The organism is Staphylococcus sp. EG-SA-15 (genome assembly GCF_017151895.1).
GTDB classification, from domain to species: domain Bacteria; phylum Bacillota; class Bacilli; order Staphylococcales; family Staphylococcaceae; genus Staphylococcus; species Staphylococcus aureus.
Window position 1 is genome coordinate 1 of sequence record NZ_JACVZN010000162.1, and the last position, 245, is coordinate 245.

Annotated in this window: 1 rRNA gene; it reads right to left on the reverse strand. The window is 50.6% G+C overall.

Annotated features, from left to right (window positions below):
• Positions 1-245: ribosomal RNA gene (locus IDG64_RS14855) — 16S ribosomal RNA — on the reverse strand; the annotation flags it as partial.

Below are 245 nucleotides of genomic sequence, written 5' to 3' on the forward strand. Positions count from 1 at the left end.
GAGTGCCCAACTTAATGATGGCAACTAAGCTTAAGGGTTGCGCTCGTTGCGGGACTTAACCCAACATCTCACGACACGAGCTGACGACAACCATGCACCACCTGTCACTTTGTCCCCCGAAGGGGAAGGCTCTATCTCTAGAGTTGTCAAAGGATGTCAAGATTTGGTAAGGTTCTTCGCGTTGCTTCGAATTAAACCACATGCTCCACCGCTTGTGCGGGTCCCCGTCAATTCCTTTGAGTTTC